Source organism: Shewanella sp. YQ_9 (genome assembly GCF_043103185.1).
Lineage (GTDB): Bacteria > Pseudomonadota > Gammaproteobacteria > Enterobacterales > Shewanellaceae > Shewanella > Shewanella algae.
Genome location: NZ_JBICJO010000004.1, coordinates 48229 through 67360 on the forward strand (window position 1 = coordinate 48229; position 19132 = coordinate 67360).

At 54.5% G+C, this 19132-nt stretch carries 20 protein-coding genes; 13 read left to right on the forward strand and 7 right to left on the reverse strand.

What is annotated here, in order from left to right; all coding sequences use genetic code 11:
• Positions 1-8 precede the first annotated feature (8 nt).
• A complete protein-coding gene (locus ACF8D4_RS01370; protein ID WP_025010779.1) occupies positions 9-932 on the reverse strand; it encodes a C-GCAxxG-C-C family (seleno)protein in 924 nt (307 codons plus the stop codon).
• Positions 933-1168: 236 nt separating this feature from the next.
• On the opposite strand from ACF8D4_RS01370, the gene ACF8D4_RS01375 reads away from it, so the two are divergent.
• The 10 genes from ACF8D4_RS01375 (at position 1169) to glnG (ending at position 11113) form a co-directional block, all read left to right on the forward strand.
• On the forward strand, positions 1169-2215 hold the full coding sequence (locus tag ACF8D4_RS01375) for a toxin-antitoxin system YwqK family antitoxin (protein WP_117200206.1): 1047 nt from the start codon (positions 1169-1171) through the stop codon (positions 2213-2215).
• Positions 2216-2338: 123 nt separating this feature from the next.
• Complete coding sequence (locus tag ACF8D4_RS01380; protein WP_025889910.1) at positions 2339-3196, forward strand: DMT family transporter; 858 nt, start codon at positions 2339-2341, stop codon at positions 3194-3196.
• 90 nt (positions 3197-3286) lie between these two features.
• A complete protein-coding gene (locus ACF8D4_RS01385; protein ID WP_256873064.1) occupies positions 3287-3421 on the forward strand; it encodes a hypothetical protein in 135 nt (44 codons plus the stop codon).
• A complete protein-coding gene (locus tag ACF8D4_RS01390) occupies positions 3418-4206 on the forward strand; it encodes an MFS transporter (RefSeq protein WP_201314598.1) in 789 nt (262 codons plus the stop codon). The genes ACF8D4_RS01385 and ACF8D4_RS01390 overlap by 4 nt, the downstream gene beginning before the upstream one ends.
• Positions 4207-4211: 5 nt before the next feature.
• On the forward strand, positions 4212-4646 hold the full coding sequence (locus tag ACF8D4_RS01395) for an MFS transporter (protein WP_201314600.1): 435 nt from the start codon (positions 4212-4214) through the stop codon (positions 4644-4646).
• A 106-nt stretch (positions 4647-4752) separates the two neighbouring features.
• Positions 4753-6732 carry an FUSC family protein gene (locus tag ACF8D4_RS01400; protein WP_392468239.1) on the forward strand — a complete coding sequence of 660 codons (1980 nt, stop codon included), beginning with the start codon at positions 4753-4755 and terminating at the stop codon, positions 6730-6732.
• Between the two features lie 12 nt (positions 6733-6744).
• A complete protein-coding gene (locus ACF8D4_RS01405) occupies positions 6745-7902 on the forward strand; it encodes an iron-containing alcohol dehydrogenase (protein ID WP_144131412.1) in 1158 nt (385 codons plus the stop codon).
• 71 nt (positions 7903-7973) lie between these two features.
• A complete protein-coding gene (locus ACF8D4_RS01410; protein ID WP_044735432.1) occupies positions 7974-8519 on the forward strand; it encodes a DUF4124 domain-containing protein in 546 nt (181 codons plus the stop codon).
• A 115-nt stretch (positions 8520-8634) separates the two neighbouring features.
• Positions 8635-9693, forward strand: a complete 1059-nt coding sequence (gene glnL, locus ACF8D4_RS01415) for a nitrogen regulation protein NR(II) (RefSeq protein ID WP_025889905.1) — start codon at positions 8635-8637, stop codon at positions 9691-9693.
• Positions 9694-9709: 16 nt separating this feature from the next.
• Positions 9710-11113 (forward strand): nitrogen regulation protein NR(I), encoded by a 1404-nt coding sequence (gene glnG, locus ACF8D4_RS01420; RefSeq protein WP_044735433.1) that lies wholly within the window; start codon positions 9710-9712, stop codon positions 11111-11113.
• A gap of 72 nt (positions 11114-11185) precedes the next feature.
• On the opposite strand, the gene ACF8D4_RS01425 is transcribed toward glnG, so the two are convergent.
• The 3 genes from ACF8D4_RS01425 to ACF8D4_RS01435 form a co-directional block, all read right to left on the reverse strand.
• Positions 11186-11737 (reverse strand): porin family protein, encoded by a 552-nt coding sequence (locus ACF8D4_RS01425; protein WP_392464428.1) that lies wholly within the window; start codon positions 11735-11737, stop codon positions 11186-11188.
• Between the two features lie 135 nt (positions 11738-11872).
• Positions 11873-12742 (reverse strand): cation diffusion facilitator family transporter, encoded by an 870-nt coding sequence (locus ACF8D4_RS01430; RefSeq protein ID WP_025010771.1) that lies wholly within the window; start codon positions 12740-12742, stop codon positions 11873-11875.
• A 45-nt stretch (positions 12743-12787) separates the two neighbouring features.
• Entirely contained in the window at positions 12788-13303 is a 516-nt protein-coding gene (locus tag ACF8D4_RS01435) for a Spy/CpxP family protein refolding chaperone (RefSeq protein ID WP_392464430.1), read from the reverse strand.
• A gap of 208 nt (positions 13304-13511) precedes the next feature.
• Here ACF8D4_RS01435 and ACF8D4_RS01440 point away from each other — a divergent pair, with 208 nt between their 5' ends.
• Positions 13512-14198 carry a response regulator gene (locus tag ACF8D4_RS01440; protein ID WP_025010769.1) on the forward strand — a complete coding sequence of 229 codons (687 nt, stop codon included), beginning with the start codon at positions 13512-13514 and terminating at the stop codon, positions 14196-14198.
• Entirely contained in the window at positions 14198-15565 is a 1368-nt protein-coding gene (locus tag ACF8D4_RS01445) for an ATP-binding protein (protein WP_208125244.1), read from the forward strand. The genes ACF8D4_RS01440 and ACF8D4_RS01445 overlap by 1 nt, the downstream gene beginning before the upstream one ends.
• Here the strand turns inward: ACF8D4_RS01445 and ACF8D4_RS01450 are convergent.
• Positions 15543-16217: a TetR/AcrR family transcriptional regulator gene (locus ACF8D4_RS01450; RefSeq protein WP_044735437.1), complete on the reverse strand. Its 675-nt coding sequence runs from the start codon at positions 16215-16217 to the stop codon at positions 15543-15545. The two genes, ACF8D4_RS01445 and ACF8D4_RS01450, sit on opposite strands and share 23 nt — an antisense overlap.
• Before the next feature lie 122 nt (positions 16218-16339).
• Between ACF8D4_RS01450 and ACF8D4_RS01455 the strand changes: the two genes are divergently transcribed.
• Positions 16340-17206, forward strand: a complete 867-nt coding sequence (locus ACF8D4_RS01455) for a LysR family transcriptional regulator (RefSeq protein ID WP_025010766.1) — start codon at positions 16340-16342, stop codon at positions 17204-17206.
• 38 nt (positions 17207-17244) lie between these two features.
• Here the strand turns inward: ACF8D4_RS01455 and ACF8D4_RS01460 are convergent, their stop codons facing one another.
• Positions 17245-18489: a hypothetical protein gene (locus ACF8D4_RS01460; RefSeq protein WP_071238135.1), complete on the reverse strand. Its 1245-nt coding sequence runs from the start codon at positions 18487-18489 to the stop codon at positions 17245-17247.
• A gap of 266 nt (positions 18490-18755) precedes the next feature.
• Positions 18756-19109, reverse strand: a complete 354-nt coding sequence (locus tag ACF8D4_RS01465) for a cytochrome c3 family protein (protein ID WP_144135430.1) — start codon at positions 19107-19109, stop codon at positions 18756-18758.
• Positions 19110-19132: the final 23 nt, after the last annotated feature.

A 19132-nucleotide genomic window follows, 5' to 3' on the forward strand; every position in this document is an offset into this window, starting at 1 on the left:
ACAGCCTCCTAGTGACAATCGCTGCAGACCGCACCTTCGTGAACCCCGGTCAAACCGGCGCCGACATCATGGGCGCTGTGGCAGCTCTGACATTCCATCTGTGAATTGACATCGGCACCTATGTAAGTGTCCGGTTCACGTTTGGTGCTGCTGTGACAACCACTACACTCGGCATTGCCTGCTGCCACAATTTCAGCGTCCAGGGCATTGTCCAGCGACTTATTGAGGAAGTCAGTGGTGACATAGGCAATCTCGGCCGTCAGCTGAGCGCAGCGCTCCAATTTCGCCTGATGACTGGAGCCGTACTTGCTCGCTTTCGACCAGTGGGTCACCGAGGTGTGACAGAGAATGGAATTGGCAACCGACTGGCCTATCTTATCTGCGGTCAGTAGCTCACCGGCATTGTCTTTACGGGTCGGTGCGCCAATCGCCTTGAGGAAGGCTTCATCATTTCTCGGCATGGCTGTGTGTTCATAGTAGCGGTACACGGAGCGGATCACCGCAGTGCGGTCGACCCCGCCCAGGACGTTGACCGCCATGGCCGCCGCATTCAAGCAACCACACAGGGTTCCCCAACCTGCGATACCGCCGCCACCATAGGCCGCCAGGTTAGTTGGGATAGCGGCGAATTTACAGGCATCCTCATGCCCTTTGGCCGCCAAGGCCTTCACCAGGGCATCGAAAACTCCATACATGCAACCGCCACGGCCATAACCTTCATAGGCCAGTTTGGCGACTTCCATAGGGTCTAATTTCACATAGGTCAGCAGCTTGGTGCCCAGATCGCTGCCCCCTTCACTGCCGATCCCTATGCTGGTATCTCCGGGACAAGACTCTGCGGCCAGAGCTGTGGTCGCGATCAGCGAACTCCCTGCTGCCACACCAACCAAACCTACAATCTGGCCCATCGCCTGACGTCGATTCACGTTCATACTCATCACCTCTTTTTGCACTTACATATTGCAGAATTGCAAATTAAGTAAAATTAATTCTTTATAATCAATAGCTTGCAAGCAATCCCAGCTTATCCCCTCTCCTGTTGTGCAGATGTGATCCAAGGCGGGTTTCAGTGTTAAAGAGTCAAAAATTCAACAGTTCACCGGCAAGAGGCTTGAGCCAAGCAGCAACGGCAGCGACAATGAGCCTCTTCGTCAAGCAAGGATCTGCTATGAATCTCAAGGTCTTTTTACTCACTCCCCTGTTGCTGAGCGGCTGTCACTCTGAGGGGCAACTGCCAATTCAGGCTGACGAGCTGGAGCAAATCCACTGCCGGGAAGTAAGCGATGACAATAGCGCCCTGGGTTATTACCTCGAAGGCTGCGTTGACGGATACCGAGGTGAACCCTTCAACGGCATTGCCATTTGGGGAGCGCCGGATCGCCCCAGCTATAGTGCGGCCCAGTTCAAGGATGGCCTGCGGGACGGCTACAGCTTCAGCACATCCGCGCCGCCCGAGCGTCTGCTAAGCCAAAGCGCCTGGTATAAAAATGGCAAGTTGCACGGCTGGCAGCTGAACTTTCAATACCAGCAAACCCAATTACGCAGCCGGGAATTGTTTCAAGACGGTGAGCGCCAAGAACTCTGGCTCTACGACAACCAAGGCCAACTCGACAGTTTCAAGCGTTTCGACCAGGGTAAAGTGGTTGAATCCATCTCCTACGAACAGGGACGGGAGCGGATGAAACAGTTCAAGCGGGACGGCGAGAAACTCACCGTCTGGAAAAGCTATTTTCCCGATGGTTCATTAAAGAGCTTCAGTGAACATCTGGATGAAGAAAATCTCAGAAAACTCAAGGAACAAGGCTACTACGCCAACGGCCGACTCAAGTTGGACTACCTGTTCGACCGCCGGCAGCGCACCGCAGTGCAGCACACCTTCTGGCGCAATGGCCAGCGCCAGTCCGAGCAACATTATGGTTTCTTTCCCTCAATAGCCGCCGACGGCATCTGGCTCAGTTATTGTGAGACCAATGGCGCCTTGAGCAAACGTACTCCGTTCCGCCGAGGCGCCAAGCAGGGTGAGGAGCAACTCTTTCACTGCAATGGCCAGTTGCAGGTGAGCAAACGTTTCGACCAGGACAAGCTCATACCACAGACCCTGAACTACTTTGATGAGCAGGGGCGCAACTATCTGCAGGAAGAGATAGGCACGAACGGCAAGGTACTGCATACCCGGGTCTATGATGAACAGGGTAAACTAATCTACCAAGATTGACATAATATTCAATCAGTTGGGCTTATCATCCAAAGATAATAAAGCTCTTTTTCAAATGCGGCTTGCTTATCCCGGCACTGAACTTTAAAATATCTTCACATCAAGATACTTTAAGAAAAGAAAATGCCCTACCTAATTGCACTCCTTGCTCCCGTCTTCTGGGGAACCACTTATGCCCTGGTCAGCCTGTACCTGCAGGATATGTCCCCTTTCTGGGTCGCCGTCTGGCGTGCGCTACCGGCCGGGATCCTGTTATTGCTGCTACGGCCCAAGCTGCCTTCGCTCGCCTGGAGCAAAATACTCTTGCTGGCATTTTGTAATATCGGCGCCTTCTTCGCCCTGCTGTTTATGGGCGCCTACCGCCTTCCCGGCGCCGTGGCCGGCACCCTGGGGGCCACACTGCCACTGATGTTTCTGCTGCTGGCCTGGCTGCTCGATGGCCAAAGACCGGCATTGAAGTGGACCTTGCTGGCACTGCTGGGACTGAGTGGAGTGATGTTATTGCTCAATCCTTCGGCCAATCTGGATCTGATTGGTGTACTCTGCGCCCTGAGTGCCACTCTGTTGGTAGCCCAATCATCCCGCTGGATGCAACGCTGGCAAACCGGCGATCTTCTGGTATTGACCGCCTGGCAGTTGTTGCTCGGCGGCTTGATGCTGATCCCGCTGGCTTGGACAGTAGCCGGGGCACCCACACTACCCGAGCCCAAAACCTGGCCCGCCATCGCTTGGCTGGCCATCTTCAGCACGGCGCTGAGCTACTGGGCCTGGATCTGGTCCATCAAACATCTGGGACCGCAAATCATGGGCATGATGGCCTTGATCAACCCTGTGGTGGCCGTCTCGCTCGGGGTGTTTTTGGTCGGCGAACAGCTGGACAGCTATCAATGGCTGGGGATCGGCCTGATCATGTCGTCACTGTTGCTGATGAAACTTCCTGTCCCGGCCATCTGGTATCGCCTGCGCCCCAGCCGGCGCTGACACTCACCTGACATAAGAACCCTGTTTGGCCCCTGAAAAAGGGGCCAAGGGTTCGGCTTAACTAAATTTGGCAAAATAAGGAGATTGACCATGATGCAGTTTCTGACAAAACCACAACTCAATGCAGTCCAAGCCGCGGACGATGCGAGTCCGCGACTAAAGATGCCTGCCGACAAAGATAACACCAATGCCGCCAACAGCATGTGTGAAGGAGATGGACTATGAGCTCATCAAAATGGCAGCCTGTGTGGCTGATCCTGACCTTGATTATTCTCGGCCTCAACCTGCGCCCCAGCATGGCGGCCATAGGCCCACTGCTGGAGGCTATCCGGGCTTCCTTGCCCCTCAGTTACAGTTCCTTGGCACTCCTGACCATGCTGCCCGTGATGACCATGGGAGTCGCTATGTTTATCGGTGCCAAGCTGGCCGCCAGACTGGGAGAGCGCCAAACCCTGCTACTGTCGCTGCTACTTATTGGTTTGGCCAACCTGGCTCGGCTCTGGGCCGGCAGCGGCCTGCAACTACTACTGACCGCAATCATTGCCGGCTTAGGTATCGCCCTTATTCGGGCTCTGCTGCCTGGAATGATCAAGCGCAGCTATAGCCAGCATATTGAGCGTTACATGGGGATTTACGTAACCGCCATCATGGGTGGAGCGGCCCTGGCTGCGGCCATTAGCCCTTGGCTTGAGCACAGGTTTGGTCATTGGCAGTCGGCGCTGGCCTTCTGGGCTCTGTTGAGTCTGCCGGCGATGCTATTTTGGTTCTGGGGCAAACACGGCCTGCAACCCCAGGGCTTCAATAAGGCAGCAGCAAAGAAGCCTTCAGGAAAACCGGGAGTTAGCCCAAGTGTGGGCATAGGCAGCTTTAGCCATATTCCCAGGGCCTGGCTGTTGGGGCTTTTCTTTGGCCTGAGCACAGCATCCTATACCTGTGTGCTCGCTTGGTTGGCGCCCTTCTTTATCGACTTGGGCTGGCAAGCCACTCAGGCAGGGCTCTGGCGTTTCTGACACTGATGGAAGTGGTCGCAGGCCTGTTGCTGCCGACGCTGGCGGCTCGCAGTCATGACAGAAGGCCACTGCTATTGCTGCTGCTCCTGTCTACCATTGGCGGTTTTATCGGGCTGGCGTTTATGCCACTGGCCCTGCCCTGGTTATGGGCTGCGCTGCTGGGTATAGGCATTGGTGGCCTCTTCCCCTTGAGTCTGATTGTCACTTTGGACCATCTGGACGACTACAGCCAGGCGGGACAACTGACGGCCTTTGTTCAGGGGATAGGTTATCTGCTGGCATCTCTGTCGCCTCTGCTGGCGGGTTATCTCAAGGACAGTTCCAGCAGCTTCACGCTTTCCTGGTTGCTGCTCGCGGCTGTGTCTCTGGGCATGCTGGCCATTGTCTGGCGCTTTGATCCCAAGCGCCACAGTCAACACTTCGCCCTGTTGGCCCACTGAGCCGATTTACCGGGTGGAAAATTGTTATCCACCCGGCACTCAAGCAGACTCAAATGAGGTAGAATGGCGTCCCTCTTGTGCCATTCTGCTGTCTAAGCAACATAAAGTGAATCTATCCAATCTATTCCAGCGCCTGCTGCAATGGCTGCCTGATCGTGCCGATCTTCCCGAAGGCTTACGAATAGGGCTGCCCATGATGGCGGGCCTGCTGCTATTTTCGTTTCTCGGTGACAGTGCCAGCGGCGTCAACGCCCTGATCTGTGCCTGGCTGGTCGGCGTCCAGGGCCGCAACCTGGCTTATCCCAAACGTGCCGGGCTGTTGAGCAAGTCGGCACTCCTTTGCTGTATCAGCAGCGCCCTGGCCTTGCTGAGCCTGATCCACCCTTGGCTGGGGATCAGCGTACTCGGCGCCATAGGCCTGTTATATGGCCTCAGTTCCAACCAAAGAAAGTACATTCAGCTGCTGACCTACAACGCCGGCTTTTGCCTGATCTGCGGCCTGCATCTGCTGGAGTCGGGTACCGACTGGAAGATGTTGTTGCTCTCCAGCCTGTTCGGCAGCTGGTTGGCTGTCATCAGCGCCGTCATCGCCGGGCCCTGGATGGCGATACGTCAGGGCGAACAGCTGCTGGCCAGCGTGCAGCGCAAATTCGGTTTCTGGTGCAATATACTCAGCCACTCGGACGCTGCCAATGTCGGCCAGCGTCTGGCCTTGCGGGAGCAACTCGATGATGCTATTGCCGTGCTGGCCCATTGGCTGCTGGAAATGCCGGATAAAGCCGAGGTGCAACGCATCGCCCGGCAACTGGAGTCGAGTCTTATCCTGATAGAAACTCTGGAGAGCATAGGCAGGCTGCAACAAAATGATGCCGCCAGCCCGGCACTGCAGCAGTATTTGGCCAATTTTGCCAGCGAACTCAAGACCCATAGAGAGCAAGGCACAGAGCCGACGCCACTGCCCTTGGGAGACAAGCCGCAACCTCTGCTGTTGGATGCCGCCAACCGCTTGGCCTTGGCGCTGGATCCTCAAAGACCGCTGGCAGCCGACTGGCGCGAACGCCTGGGGCTTATCTGGCCTTCCGATGCCCAAAGCGTTCGCAGTCAATGGCGCAAGGCCTTGGTGAAACACTCGCGGGAATGGCATCACGGCCTGAGAATTCTGTTCACTCTGCTGTGTTGTCAGGCCGTGGTAGAACTGCTGCAACTGCCGCAGGGTTATTGGGTGACGCTCACTGCCTACATAGTGCTGATGGTGGCGCCGCTCGGGCAGTTGCAGGCCAGGATCTGGAGCCGCTTCTATGGCACTGTGCTCGGTTCTGTGTTGGCACTGGGGCTAATCTGGTTTCTGGGGGCCGGTAGCTGGTTATTACCGGCCACCTGCCTGAGTGCCTTTCTGGCCTTTGCCACCTTCTACAAGGCCAGATATGAGATTCATGTGTTCTGGCTCACCATGCTGATGGTGTTTGCCATCACCCTGCTACTGCCGAGCGATCCCTATATAGCCTTCTACCGGGCGCTGGACACCTTCACCGGCGCTTTAATGGCATTTCTGGCGATGCATCTGTTTATTCCCAGCTGGACCCGGCGCTGGCTCGACAGCTATGTATGCCACTTTATCGAGCTGGAGCGGGCTTGGCTTGCCAGTATCAATACAGGTAAAGCCGATAATGCCCTGCGTTGGCAAGCCCATGCGGCGCTGAGACAACTGGGCCAAGAAGTCGGCTTTTTGAAGCTCGAGCCCAACACGGGCCAGCGGGAGCTGCAGGACTGGCAGAGTTTTCTCTGGCTTGGGCTGACGCTGCACTGCACCCTGGTGTTGGTGGCACGCCAGCAGCAAAAGCAGCCGCTGCATCTGGCGGAGCAACAGCTGGCGGCCTGGCCCCAGCTGTTTCGTCAGCGCTTCTTGGCAACAGAGATGCACCAATCCGAGTCCGGGCCAGCGCCCAATTCAACAGATGAGACTACGCAACAGTCAGCAAGACAAGCTGAAGCGATTCCCGCTTGGGTTATGCAGGATATCGCCCATCTCTATGCCTGGCTCGACTGGCAACGTCCCTACGCCCTGAGCGGCAACACTCACGGCTGACAGGAGTCCAAGATGTACGATTTTGAATTCTACAATCCAACCCGCCTACTCTTTGGCCGCAGCAGCCTGGAGCAGCTGGACACTCTGGTGCCCAATGACGCCAGAGTGCTCTTGCTCTACGGCGGCCAAAGCGCCAAGCGCAATGGCACCCTGGCCCAGGTCAGCCAGGTATTGGGTAAACGCATCTGCGCCGAGTTCGGCGGCATTAGCCCCAACCCCGACTACCACCAGCTATTGCAGGCAGTAGAGCAGATAAGGCAACAAAAGCTGGACTTTATTCTCGCCATCGGCGGCGGTTCCATCATAGATGCGGGCAAGTTTATTGCCGCCGCAGCGCCCTATCAGGGAGAGCCCTGGGAGATACTGGAAACCGACGGTCGCCACATTGACCAAGCTCTACCGCTCGGTACTGTGCTGACCCTGCCGGCCACAGGTTCAGAGATGAATAACTGCGCGGTGATCAGCAATAGCGCTCTTGGCCTCAAGCGCTCCTTTCGTCATCCCTCGGTGTTTCCCCGCTTCTCTGTACTGGCGCCACAACTGAGTTTCAGCCTACCGCAACCACAGATTGCCAACGGTGTGGTGGATGCCTTTGTGCACGTGACCGAGCAGTACCTGACTTACCCGGTCGACGCCAAGGTGCAGGACAGGTTTGCCGAAGGCCTGCTGCTCACTCTGATAGAGGAAGGCCCCAAGGCGCTGGCAGAGCCCGAAAACTATCAGGTGCGCGCCAATATCATGTTTAGCGCTACCATGGCGCTCAACGGCCTGATCGGCACAGGTGTTCCGCAAGACTGGTCGACCCATAAACTGGGTCACGAACTGACGGTGCGCCACGGCCTGGATCATGCCGTGACCCTCGCCATACTGCTGCCGACTATGCTGCGCCTGAGAAAGGCCGCCAAACACGCCAAGCTGCTGCAGTATGCCGAGCGGGTTTGGCAACTCAGCGACGGCAGCGAGGAGCAACGCATAGATGCAGCCATAGAGCTGACCCGGCAGTTCTTCGAATCCATGGGGCTCCAGACTCACCTCAGTGACTATGGCATAGGCCATGAGGCCATAGCGCCGCTGCTGGAGAACCTTGAACGCCAGGGGCTGACCCAACTGGGAGAGGACGGCCGGGTCGACCTTGAGCTGAGCCGACAGGTTTTTCAGGCCAGCCTTTAAAGGCAGTGATTTTTGCCAATAAACAGGCTAATCTGAAGCAAGTTCACAACTGCATAACAAGGGAAGTCTTTATGCGTACTCTGATGATAATCAGCCTGGCATTGCTGTCGCTGGTTGCCCAGGCGACTGTCTATAAGTGGGTCGATAAAGATGGCAAGGTGCATTACAGCGATGAGCCCAACCCCCAAGCCCAGGCAGTGGAATTCACCGACAAGACCCAGAATCAAATAAGCCTGGAAACGCCTAAACCTCTGCCCGATCCCATAGAAGTGGAACAGGTCGGCTATGCGTTAAAGATACTTTCACCACAGCATGAGGAAACCATTCGCGATAACGCCGGTGATTTTCAGGTTCAGGTAGAGGTAGAGCCGGAGCTGGCTTCGGGTCATTTTCTGCAACTCTACATAGACGGCATCTCCTCCAGCGACGCTCAGCGCAGCAATCTCTTCCAGCTCAAGGATATCGACCGCGGCGAACACACGCTGCAACTCAAGGCAGTGCAACAAAACGGCAAAGTCCTTGCATCCAGTAGTCCCATAACCATTTTTCTGCACCAAGCCGGACTGATGCAACCCGCCTTCCCGGCTCCCGGGAAAGGCCCAAAGCCAAGTAACTAAATTTATTTCAATAAGTTAGCTACTTGGTTTTTCGAGTTAGTCCACAGAGTTGTTGGCTTGCGGCCTGCACCGAATTGGTGCACCATTATGGTGCAATCCTGCTATGGGAAACTCAATGGACACAAATATCCTGCTCAATCATCTGGCCACTGCCGTTCTGGTCATCGACAGTGACCTGCTCCCCAGCTATGCCAACGCCGCTGCCGAGCAGTTGCTGGGCGTCTCCAGCCACAGGTTGCAGGAGCAGGTACTAACAGAGCATCTGCATGCCATAGGAGTTGAACCCAGAGTGCTGCAAAGCGCGGTGCTGGAACGTCAGGGGTTGACGGTCAATACCGCCCAGCTCATCAGCCTGGATGGCCAGCATCACACTGTGGATATGACACTGATCCCTCTGGAGCAGGGAGAACAGCTCAAACCCTTGAGCCTGTTGGAACTCAGACAGGTGGATCAGCAGCGGCGCATTCACCAGCAGTTGACCCTGGATGCCCAGCAGCAGGCGGCTCAATATCTGGTGCGCAATCTGGCCCATGAGATTAAAAACCCGCTGGGTGGACTGCGCGGCGCGGCGCAGCTCTTGTCCCGCGAGCTTAGCGAGCCGCAGCTCAAGGAGTTCACCACACTCATCATAGAGCAGGCCGACAGGTTGCGCGCCCTGGTCGACCGATTGCTGGGGCCGCAGAAACCATCGCAGCACAAGCTGCAGAATATCCATCTGGTGCTGCAAAAGGTGATCAACCTGGTGAGTGTGACCCTGCCGCAACAGATACATCTGCGCCAGGATTACGACCCCTCGATTCCGGACTTGCCTATGGATGAAGATCAACTGCAACAGGCAATCCTCAACATAGTGCAAAATGCAGTACAAGCCTTGGAGCATCAGGGCGGCGATATCATGATCCGCACCCGCACTGCCCATCAGGTCACCATAGGCAACCAGAGACACAAGTTGGTGCTGGTGCTGTCAATCATAGACAACGGCCCGGGTATTGCCCCGGAACTGGTGGATACCCTGTTTTACCCCATGGTCACAGGCCGCAAGGACGGCAACGGCCTGGGGCTATCCATCGCCCACAATATTGCCAGGCTCCACGGCGGCCGTATCGACTGCGATTCGGCCCCGGGACACACAGAGTTCAGCCTGACATTGCCGATCAACAACCACAGCGGCTAACAAGAGAGGAAACAATATGAGTGAACAGGTTTGGATCCTCGATGATGACAGTTCAATTCGTTGGGTGCTGGAACGGGCACTGCAAGGCGCCAAACTCAGTTGCGCCAGCTTTGCCGCCGCCGAGTCACTGTGGCAGGCGCTGGAAATCTCCCAGCCCAGAGTCATAGTCTCGGATATCCGCATGCCGGGAACCGATGGCCTCACCCTGCTGGAGCGTATCGGCCTGCATTATCCCCATATCCCGGTGATCATAATGACGGCCCATTCAGATCTCGACAGTGCCGTCAGCGCCTATCAGGCCGGGGCATTCGAGTATCTGCCCAAACCCTTCGACATAGATGAGGCGATTGCCCTGGTAGAGCGGGCGCTCAACCATGCCACCGAGCAGGCACCTGCGGCCGCCGAGCCTCAGGTCAAGGCACCTGAGATCATAGGCGAAGCCCCCGCGATGCAGGAGGTGTTTCGCGCCATAGGCCGTTTGTCGCGCTCATCTATCAGTGTGCTGATCAACGGTCAGTCAGGTACGGGTAAAGAGTTGGTTGCCGGGGCGCTGCACAAACACAGTCCACGCAAAGACAAACCCTTTATCGCCCTCAATATGGCGGCCATCCCCAAGGAGCTGATCGAATCCGAGCTGTTCGGCCACGAGAAAGGCGCCTTCACCGGCGCCGCCAATGTGCGTCAGGGCCGGTTTGAACAGGCCAATGGCGGCACCCTGTTTCTCGATGAGATAGGCGATATGCCGCTGGACGTACAGACCCGGCTGCTGCGGGTGCTGGCCGATGGCCAATTCTATCGGGTCGGCGGCCACTCTCCGGTGCAGGTCGATGTCAGGATCATTGCCGCAACCCACCAGGATCTGGAGCAACTGGTACTCAAGGGGGGCTTTCGGGAAGACTTGTTCCACCGCCTGAACGTGATTCGAATCCATCTGCCACCGCTATCACAGCGGCGGGAAGATATTCCGCAGCTGGCGCGCCATTTCCTGGCCAGTGCTGCCAAAGAGATTGGGGTAGAGGCCAAAATACTCACCCCGGAAACCGCCGCAAAGCTGCAGCAACTACCCTGGCCCGGCAACGTGCGTCAGTTGGAAAATACCTGCCGCTGGTTGACCGTGATGGCCTCGGGCCAGGAAATTATCCCTCAGGATCTGCCGCCTGAGCTGTTCAAGGAGCCCAAGGCACCTCAAGGCAGTGCCGGCCCATCCCAGGATTGGCAAAACGCCCTGAAATTGTGGCTGGATATGCGCCTGTCACAGGGCGAGAGCGATCTGCTGACCGAAATCCAACCCGCGTTTGAGCGCATCTTGCTGGAAACCGCGCTGGAGCATACCCAGGGCCACAAACAGGAAGCCGCCAAACGCCTGGGATGGGGCCGCAACACCCTGACCCGCAAGCTTAAAGAGCTGGCAATGGACTGACCCCTGCGTCGGAGACCTTCCCGCAATAGAAAAGGATGCCGTTTGGCATCCTTTTCTAACTGAACAGCGATATCAAAACTGCCAGTGTAGCCCCAACGCCAGGTTGGACATGTCTGTGTCCAGATCGCGGGCGCCATAATTGAATTCAGAATCCAGCTCTACCTTGAGCATTTCATAACCCAGACGCAGATGTAGGCGCTCTGTCAGAGCGGCGTCCAGCCCCAAACCATAAAGCCAACCATAGCCGTCAAAATCCTCTTCCCAGTAACCGTTATCGACACGCACCAATCCGCGGGCAATACCCGCCTTGGCATAGAGGGAAAAGGTGTCATTAAGCTGCCAAGTAAACTTGGGCGCTATGCTGGTGTAACCGCTGAGGATATCCAGATTGTCGCTATCCAGGTTGTCTGCCACCAAGAGGTTGGCCTCGAGGGCAAACCAGGAGTTGAACCGGTAACCACCGTAAGCGCCGAAGCCTACTCCGGACTCGCTGAAGTTACTATCCTTAAGCTCAAGCTTTCCCTGGCCAATCTGGCCGCCTACATAAAAACCTGAGTCGTCCTGAGCCTGAGCCAGAGGTGCGGCCGCCATAGAGACCCCTAAAGCCAGTGCTGCTTGTTTCATTGATAAATCCTTTTAGCGATTGAAAGTCGCAGTGATATTAATAGAAACAAACAGTTGCAACAATATTGCTGCAAAATTAAACCCTTTTTGTCAGCAGGCGTTCAGCCAGAAACCCTAATGTGCCATGGCCGCCCGCTACACAGGATCCTGGTGAATGATCACCTCGGCATGGTCAAAGTCGGCGCGGATCCGCTCGCCTGTGGCCACAGCTATGGCATGGGCCTGTTGCAGGCTCAGGTCTTTGTCCAGCTCCAGATGCAGTTGAATAAAGGTGGTCTTGCCCGCCTGACGGGTACGCAAGTCATGAATGCCACGCACTTGAGTATCCTGCTCGGCCAATTGCCGAATACGCAGCCGGGTTTCATCATCAAGCTCCCGGTCGAGCAAGGCCTGAATCGAGCGATACCCCAGCGACCAGGCTTGTTGACCTATGTAAAGGGCGATCAATACCGCAAACAGACCATCGGCCCACCACCAGCCGTATTGCGCCAAAACCAGCGCCAACAGCACGGCACCGTTGAGAAACAGATCTGACTTATAGTGCAGGGCATCGGCCTCGACCACTGTACTCTTGGTGGCCGCCAGCGCCCGTTTCTGCAGCATGACCAAGGCCAAGGTCAGCACTATGGCAATAATGGACACCACAACGCCCAAAGTGGCATGGGTCAAAGGCATGGGATTAACCAGGCGCTCGCCGCCGTGAAACAGCAGCAGGAATGCCGTCCCCATAATAAAGGCCGATTGGGCTAAAGACGCCAGCGGCTCAGCCTTACCGTGACCATACCTGTGCTCCTGATCGGCAGGCACCAAGGCATAGCGAATGGCAATAAAGTTGACTATGGAAGCCAGGGCATCGGCAAAGGAGTCGGTCAGAGAGGCCAGCATACTGGCCGACCCGGACCAGAGCCAGGCGGCCAGTTTTATCAGGATCAGGGTAATCGCGGTCGCCACTGCGGCGCGGCTCGCCAATTTAACCCAAAACTCGTAGCGGGAAGTCGTTGTCATTCAAAGGCTCAGCGGTCGGGAGTCACTGAGCCCATAGTAGCAGATTTAATCCTGGATAGGCTCAGGGCGCTCACCACGTCTATCCATACGCTCCTTGAACTTGGCTTGTTGTTCCGGAGTCAGCAGGTTATAGATCTGGTTGTGCAGCTTCATCCGCTCCAGCATGTGTTGTTCACGCACCTGCTGACGCTGCTCGATAATCTCTTTGGCCTTGGCTTCATCGAAGTTGCCTGAGGTCATCAGTGCCTGCATTTCGGCTCTGTACGCTGCACGGGTTTCCTTGTCAGGACGTGACATGCTGCTTCTGTGCTGGTCCATCAACGCCTTAATCTCTGTTTTCTGGGCGTCGGTCAGATCCAGACCTCGTAGGCCAAACATGCCGAAATGGCCCTTGCCGCCTTTCATATGGTGATAGCCGCGCTCGCCCTTCATGTGATGATAACCACGGTCGCCGTCACTGTGTGGGCAATCGCCGTAGCCGTTACCGGCTTGTGCAGCGCCAGCCATCAGAGTGGTGCCGGCAATCAGGGCCAGCAAGCTTGCTTTGATTGAAGTCTTCATAAGAGTATCCTCGTTCTCGGTCGGGAAGTATTTGACGTCTTCCAGTCTAGTCCTCTATGTGTAAGTGTGGGTTCAAACTGAGTAAAGCACTGTAAAGCTTGGTTATCCTGGTTGAAGATCCGTATCTTTACCCAGACTTACACAGCTAAACCGCAGTTGACTCAAAAGCGGGTATACTCGGCAGAGAGAAATTGTGTGAGGCGTATAAATGAGCCGAATTTTATTGATAGACGATGACCTGGGCCTGGCCGAACTCTTGGGGCAATTACTGGAGCTGGAAGGCTTTGAGCTGACACTGGCCCATGATGGTCAGAGCGGCCTGGAACTGGCGATTGCCAATGATTACGACCTGATCCTGCTGGATGTGATGCTGCCCAAGCTCAATGGCTTCGAAGTGCTCAGGGAACTGCGTGGCAAGAAACAAACCCCTGTGCTTATGCTTACCGCCCGCGGTGATGAGATAGACAGAGTGGTTGGCCTGGAGATAGGCGCAGACGACTATCTGCCCAAGCCTTTCAATGACAGGGAACTGGTAGCCAGGATCCGCGCCATCATACGCCGCGCCAATATCACCCCGCAGGACATTCCCCAGAGCGGTATTCAAACCATAGGCGATCTCAGCCTGGACTCCGCCCGTCAGGAAGCCTATTGCAATGAACAGTTATTGCTGCTGACCGGCACTGAGTTCAGCCTGCTCTACACCCTGGCCAATCAGGCCGGAGAACTGATAGGTAAAGACGAACTGAGTGAAACCGTGCTTGGCAAAAAACTGATGCCCTTTGATCGCAGCCTGGACATGCACCTTTCCAACCTGCGCAAGAAACTGCCGGAACGCAGCGACGGTCGTCCCAGGGTCAAGACCATACGTGGCAAAGGCTATATCTGGATCCCTTGATGAAGTCATTTTCCCTGCCCAATCGCCTCTTTATCAAACTGCTGCTGGGCTTTTGGCTCTGCAGCAGCCTGATCATTCTTGCTGTTGGCATGCTGCCGCTGCTGCAGCAAAACCATGACAGGGCCCCAATGCCGCCTAAACTGCGGGAGGTCTTGTCTCAGGTCGCCGATGAGCTGCAACAGGAACCGGCCAAGTTGAATGGCCGCTTTCTGCACCATTGGGAGCGCAGACGCAGCATGGAAGGCAAGCCAATTCGCATCTATCTGGTCAATGAGCAGGGACAGATAATCAACACTCACAGAGTGTCCAAAGGCATGCGCCGCTTTATGTTGATGGCGGAGGAAGCCAACGCACCCATTTCACACCAGTTTCGCGATGAACTGATATTCGGCCCGTTCGATTTTAAGGTTAACGGCACCCCCTATGCCCTTTATGGCCGGTTGCCGGATCACCACCCCATGCCCTGGTTCTTTTTCTTTATTGAACACAAGTTACTGACATTGTCGCTGGCGATTCTGCTTTCAGGGTTGCTCTGTGGTTTGTTGGCCTGGCACCTGGGCAAGCCGCTGCGTTCGTTGAAACAGAGTGCCAACGCTCTGGCGCTGGGGCAATTGAACAGCCGGGTCGACGATGCCACGGCCGGACGTCACGACGAAATCGGCGAACTGGCCCAGGCCTTCAACAGCATGGCGGCCGCCATCGAAACCATGGTCAATAATCAGCAGCGACTGATAAGCGACATCTCCCATGAGCTGCGAACTCCGTTGACCAGGCTGCAATTGGCACTGGCCCTGGCGCGCAAGAAGGGGATGGCCGGAGATGAAGCCGAACGTATCGCCTATGAGGCCGACCAACTGGAAAAAATGATTGCCGAGCTGCTGGAGCTTTCCCGGGTGAAGCTCAAGGCACAGGACAACAAGCTGAAGGTGGGGTTGGCCGAATCACTGAGCCAGGTACTGGACGATGCCGAATTTGAAGCCGAACAGCAGCAAAAGGAACTCAGCATCCTGATACCGGAAGAACTGGAGCTGCCCATCTACCCAAGACCGCTGTCACGGGCGATTGAAAACCTGCTGCGCAACGCCATCCGCTACTGCCGTACCCAGGTAAATATCTGCGCCGGGGCCAAGGGGCCATGGGTAGAGATAAGCATTACTGACGACGGCCCGGGTATTGAGGAGTCTGAGTTGGAGGCTATTTTCAAGCCCTTCTATCGACCGCATTCAGCCAGGGAAAGAGAGAGTGGCGGTTGGGGGCTGGGATTGGCCATTGCCGATGCCGCAGTGCAAGCCCACGGCGGCAATATCCAGGCAAGCAATCGCGCCCAAGGTGGGCTTGAGGTCGTCATCCATTTACCACGCGACTGAGACCTTCAGGCTCATACTCCAGACTGGGTTGGCGGCTTAGCCAGGCGGCAAACTGTTGCTTGGAGGGGCTGCGCTTATCTGAGTGCCCCATCAGATGGATCAGCGCATAACTGAACTGGTAATAGAGCTGCGGGTCGTCGTGGGCCTTGCAGGCATCGTCGGTATTGATCATGGCGCCACGCAGATAACTCATCACCAGCTCGACCCGATCGAATCCTGGCACCTCTCCCACAGCGGAAATGGTCTTGGCATTCCACTGCATATATTCATCGAAACGTCTTTCACAGCCATGCCGATAAAACTCGGTCGCCAACAACAACAGAGCTTGATTCGGCATTATCCGCTCAATGACAAATTTATTTGTCGACAAGACTTCATAGAGCCGCTGACAATGATGAAATATAAACCTTTCCAGAGGGTCTTTATATTGTATTTCATCCTGTTTGGCCTGCTTGAGCCAATACTCATATTCACTGCAAGCTACTGCCACCATGAGATCGGCTTCTGTAGTGAAATGATTATATACAGTGCCTTTGGATATTTGGCTGGCTTCAACAAGATGAGAACGACATAAACCAAAAGTCTTCTGTCCTCTTAAACAACGTTGCGCCACTTCAACCAAATAGTTTCCCCGTCGTTCCCATTTTCCCATTGGCCACTCCTGAGCAAAGCTTAAATACAAACTATCCCAACTTCACAATAAAATAGTAACAAGCTTTCTGCGACTGCGATATTGAGTAATACTGATACCATTATGAGTCACGCCAATAGCCAATGTTAAAAATAGAATTGCTCGAGAGTTTTATTGCTGTGGCCGAATGCGGCAATTTATCCAAGGCTGCAGAAAAAGTCTGTCGCACCCCGTCGGCATTGAGCTTACAGATCAAAAAGCTGGAAGAAAGTGTCGGTCAACCGCTGTTGCTCCGAGACAATCGAGGCGTGGTGCTGACCGAATCCGGCAATACCCTGCTCAACTACGCCTATAAGATGATGCAACTCAACACCCAGGCCCTGGATGAGCTGAAAGACTGCCAGAATCGCGAAGTGATTCGCCTTGGCGTTCCCACAGATTATATTACCTATTATCTGGACAACTGCCTGCTGGAATTTGTCCGTGAGTTCACCTGTATTGAGTTGGTCATAGACACAGATGTCAGCGGCAATCTGTATAAGCGGTTGCATCAAGGGGAATTCGACCTGATAGTGGCGACCCATTGGCAGCCTCCGGTGCAGGGAGAGCTCCTGTTCGAACGACGTTTTCATTGGGTGGCCGCCAAGAACGGCAGTGCTCATAAACGGGAAACGATTCCCATGGCACTTTACCCGGAAAACTGCCCCATCAGAGCTCAGGTGTTTGCCAACCACCAACTGTCGATGCGGCCCATCAATGTGCTGCTTTCTACCCCCTCTCCCCAAGCCTTGTGCATGGCGGTTGAAAATGATTTGAGCATAGCTCCGATTGCCGAATTCAGGATCAACGACAAGATGCAGATCCTCGATCCCATAGAGCATGATCTCCCTCCCTTGCCCGTGTTTAATGAATCTCTCTATCTCAATCCGGAGAGCCAGACTGAAGCCTGCAATCAACTCATCGCCCTGTTGAAGGCCAATCTCAAAAATAGAAACACGACCGTAGAATAAGATGAAAGCCGGCTAATGCCGGCTTTCATCTTGATTAACTACCACTTGAGCTTACTCAGATCGCACTGAATGGTTTCGCCCTTTTTGGCCGGTGTGCCCGGCTGCTGCGCTGATTCACACAAGAGTGTTGTACCATAGTCATTGCGTTTGTCGTGGGCATTGCTTCTGGCCCAAACCGAGACTATCGCTCTCTCTTCCGGCTTGGCTTCACAGCTGCCATCAACATCGAAGGCATGGATGGTGTTCTGGTGAAAATACAACAGGGGATCGCGTTCGCTGCTGCCGGAAAGCCACATGGCATCGACATTGGGTTGCCCGGCATCGAAGCGGACCCGGCGCATCTTGTCATTCTCTTTTACAGTTTCCAACAAAGGTGAATCGGCTTTAATTGCCAGGCTCTTGAACTGATTGGTGCAAGCCGGCAGCCTCATGTTGTAGTACATTTCAGAAATGGCATGATTGTGAAACGGGTAAAGAGTATCGACCGACTGTACTGTCATACCTACTTCGGCGCCGACTTTCTCACCATTGATGCTGTCAATTCTCAGTAGTCCCCAGTGACCGAAGATCTCTGCATAAGCATAACCGCCACGAACATTATTGAAGTTCCTGTCATTGCGCTTGCTTTCTTCGGCATACATGGGGAACCAACCGGCAGCGGCCCACAGGTTGGGCAAGGCGTTGGCGCTGATGTCATAGGGGAAAGCCGATGGCATCTTCACCTCATCACCTGTGACCATTTTGTAGAAGTTATCAGTAAAGATTTTTCCCTGCTTTTGCACCTGTTTATTGGTGACTTTCTGCTTGAAGAATTCATTAAAACTCATGCGTTTCGCCCACTGAGCCACCGGGGATTTTTGCTCCAGTTCCCCACCTGGGCTGTAGATCCAATTGACATCACGGCGAGCCCCGAAACAAGTTTTGGCACTTTGAGGATTGTGCAATACCTGATAGATATTTTTCACCATCAGCTGCATATCGCGGCGATCCATTACACAGAACTTTTGTCCACCGGCGCTGGTGTCGTAAATAGCCTCATCCGAGTTCAGGCAATGAGCTTGCTCGCCATTGGTGAGCGCCTGGGCAAAGCCATTTAAATAACGCAAGGTTTCATCCCAGAGAATATCGATATATTTTTGATCTTGTTTGGAATACTCTGGTGTTTCACCCAAACAAACAAAGCTTGCATTTTCAATATCAGCCGGGTCTAAAAAATCCGGTAACTTTTCTGCCATCGCCGTATTGGAAATCAGCAGTGAAATTAGTATTAGCTTCTTATTCATCACCTGGAACCTCAATTATATTTAGAGTAAATATCAGGCGAAGCATATACTTGGAATCCATTCCAAAAATGTTGTCTGAACACAGGCAACAAAAAAGATAACAGAATGAAAAAGAGTTGTGAGCCAGCAAACAAAAAAGGCCCACTTGTGATCAAGTGAGCCTATCATTGAATTAAAACAGCAGTTGCAGGGACTATTTTAATCAAAGATATATACGGGTCATGCTGCCGGTGGAGGAAACTTGAGGCAGCATATAAACCCTTTCATTATTCCTTATGTTTATCGTATTTAAAGGTATGGCAATTACTGCACAGAGGTTTTTTAGGCTGGTGTTCACCATGACACTCAACACAAGGCAAGTCTTTACCATAATGCAAGTTGTCATGGGGATTTTGCCATCTGTCCTCACCACTGCGGGCTGTCTTTTTTGCCAGCTCATCGACATCGTGGCACTTCAGGCAGGCACCATCTGAAGGGTACTGCTTAATCCCTTGGTCGTGGCATACCTTGCAATCCTTGCCTATCACTGCCTTGTGATAATCGCGCTGCTGAACGGCATGAACCGATACCGAAGTTAGCCCTGCCAACAGCAGTGCCCATACTAAGTTTGCTTTCTTCATTATTGAGTCCTCTCTCACCGTTC